At 61.0% G+C, this 1,990-nt stretch carries 2 protein-coding genes; both read right to left on the bottom strand.

Annotated features, from left to right (window positions below; translation table 11 throughout):
- Positions 1 to 292: 292 nt before the first annotated feature.
- Positions 293 to 484, bottom strand: coding sequence for a hypothetical protein (locus tag ACFOM8_RS22895; RefSeq protein ID WP_377764666.1), 192 nt, complete (start codon positions 482 to 484; stop codon positions 293 to 295).
- 61 nt (positions 485 to 545) lie between these two features.
- Positions 546 to 1,898, bottom strand: a complete 1,353-nt coding sequence (locus ACFOM8_RS22890) for an ISNCY family transposase (RefSeq protein ID WP_167623423.1) — start codon at positions 1,896 to 1,898, stop codon at positions 546 to 548.
- Between the last annotated feature and the right edge of the window lie 92 nt (positions 1,899 to 1,990).

Below are 1,990 nucleotides of genomic sequence, written 5' to 3'. Positions count from 1 at the left end.
GAAAGGGCGCCTCATCACATGCTCCTGAATAGCTTCAGGAAACTATCGAGTGATGCATTCCAGAATGGAATGTGCCCCGGCTATATCTACCTGTTGCAACCAAGTTGAAATGTCCTTGGCTGCGCAAAGTAGGAATGTCTCACCGAAGGTGGGCAAGCATGGCCGGGCAGGGCGGAGACATCCGCCATCGCAGCCCTGACCGGCCATGCGGTCAGAGCCGCAGCTTTCGACGTTCCTTTGGCGAGTAGAAGGCGCGCACGCCCTTCGTTTCGACCCGCTTCTCGAAATCCCGCTAGGCAAGACCATCGGCAAGATAGGGCGGGTTATCCGAAATCGTCAGGGTGCCGAACCTGTTCATGACCGACAGCACCCAGCCAGGGGAGATCGATGTCCGGTAGATCTCGACAGAGAACCGGTGGCCATCGATCAGCACGTCCTGTGTCAGATCCGAGAAGATGATCTCCGGCTCTGCGCTGTCTGCCATGTTCTTGCCCTGCGTGCTCGATCAAAGCACAGGGTATCACCGCAACTGGGCCAGGGAAGCGTCATTCCAGGGGTGGAGCGGCATGCGCCTTTGCCTTGCGGGCTGCCGAGGAGTTCCAGCCGTTGTTGCGGCGTCCCGTGGGCGTGTAGCGGGTCCGTTGCTTGCCGACCCGGTGCACCTTCGGCGGAGCCTTGTCCTGCTCGGCCTTGATGTATTCCAGGACCGCGCTCAGATGCTTGTTCTCGGTAATGGCCGCATGGGTCACCCGCTGATCCTTGTCGAACACGGAGTAGGGCAGCGAGACACCCTTCCAGCGGAACTCCAGCCGGCCGTCCGCGAACTCATAGCTGTCCACGTATTTGCCCGGCAGATCGCGGGTGATCTCGTTCTCGGCCAGGATGATCCGCAGCCGGTCGTAGGAAAAGGCCAGCTGGCTGCTGACATAGCGTTCGTCGCGATAGCACAGAATGTCACGCAGCCGATCCGGTTCGACATTCAGTGGCCGATGCAGGTTGTCCGCACGGCGTGGCACCTTGGCAAACTGCGCGTTGTAGCGCGCCATGAAGCCGGGAAGAAAGGCATTGGCAGTCTCCATGTCGGAGATGCCGGCCAGCCGCAGTTCCTTGACCAGACGGTCCTGCAGGGTGCGGTTGGCGCGCTCGACGCGACCTTTTGCTTGCGAGGAGTTGGCGCACAGGATCTCGATGTTCAGTTCGTTCAAGGCCCGGCCGAACTGGGTCATCCCATAGCCTGTCCTGGCACCTTGCTTTGGCACCCGGAACACTGTGTGCTTGTCGGAGTAAAAGGCAACGGGCCGGCCATGCAGCGTCAGATACCGCTCCAGGGCTCCAAAATAGCTGAAGGTGCTCTCGGAGCTGACGAATTCCAGGTGCATCAGGGTGCTGGTGGCGTCATCGATGAACACCAACAAGGTGCAGGCCGGCCCGCGATCCTCGAACCAGCGATGATCCGAGCCGTCGATCTGGATCAGCTCGCCAAGGCACTCCCGGCGCAGGCGCGGCTGGTGGAATGTTCGGCGCTGCTTGCGCGACAGCCACAAACCCGCATCCTGCATCCACTTGCGCAAGGTCTCGCGCGACACTGTCAGCCCGTGACACTCCGCCAGCTTCTCGGCCGCCAAGGTCGGGCCAAAGTCGGCATAGCGGTCCCGAACGAGCGACATGGCAGCCTCCCGGATCGTCGGGTCGATCCGGTTGTTCGATGCCCGTCCACGTGCCTGGTGCCGGATTGCCGCCGCGCCGTCAGCCCCGAACCGCTTCAGCAGCCGGTGAACCTGTCTGCGGCTCAGGTCCAGAACATCGGCCGCGGTCACGGCTGACATCCCACCTTGCAGCACCTGGCTCAGAACCTTGACCCGGTTCAGTTCCCGTTCACTCATCATCACCCATCCCATGTCTCGGCTCCCAAGGATCGACACGATGCTCATCCAGGGGAGTGTGACATTCCTGAATTGCAGAGGTGAGACATTTTAACTTTGCGGCTATA

The sequence above is a fragment of the Paracoccus angustae genome (genome assembly GCF_042648745.1).
In the GTDB taxonomy this organism is placed as follows: Bacteria; Pseudomonadota; Alphaproteobacteria; order Rhodobacterales; family Rhodobacteraceae; genus Paracoccus; species Paracoccus angustae.
Note: the sequence above shows the minus strand (reverse complement) of the source record. Positions and strands in the feature narration are given on the sequence as shown.

Bases quoted from the DNA above. Each gene is read 5' to 3' on its own strand.
- ACFOM8_RS22895 (WP_377764666.1), bottom strand. From the start codon at position 484: ATGGCAGACAGCGCAGAGCCGGAGATCATCTTCTCGGATCTGACACAG.
- ACFOM8_RS22890 (WP_167623423.1), bottom strand. From the start codon at position 1,898: ATGGGATGGGTGATGATGAGTGAACGGGAACTGAACCGGGTCAAGGTT.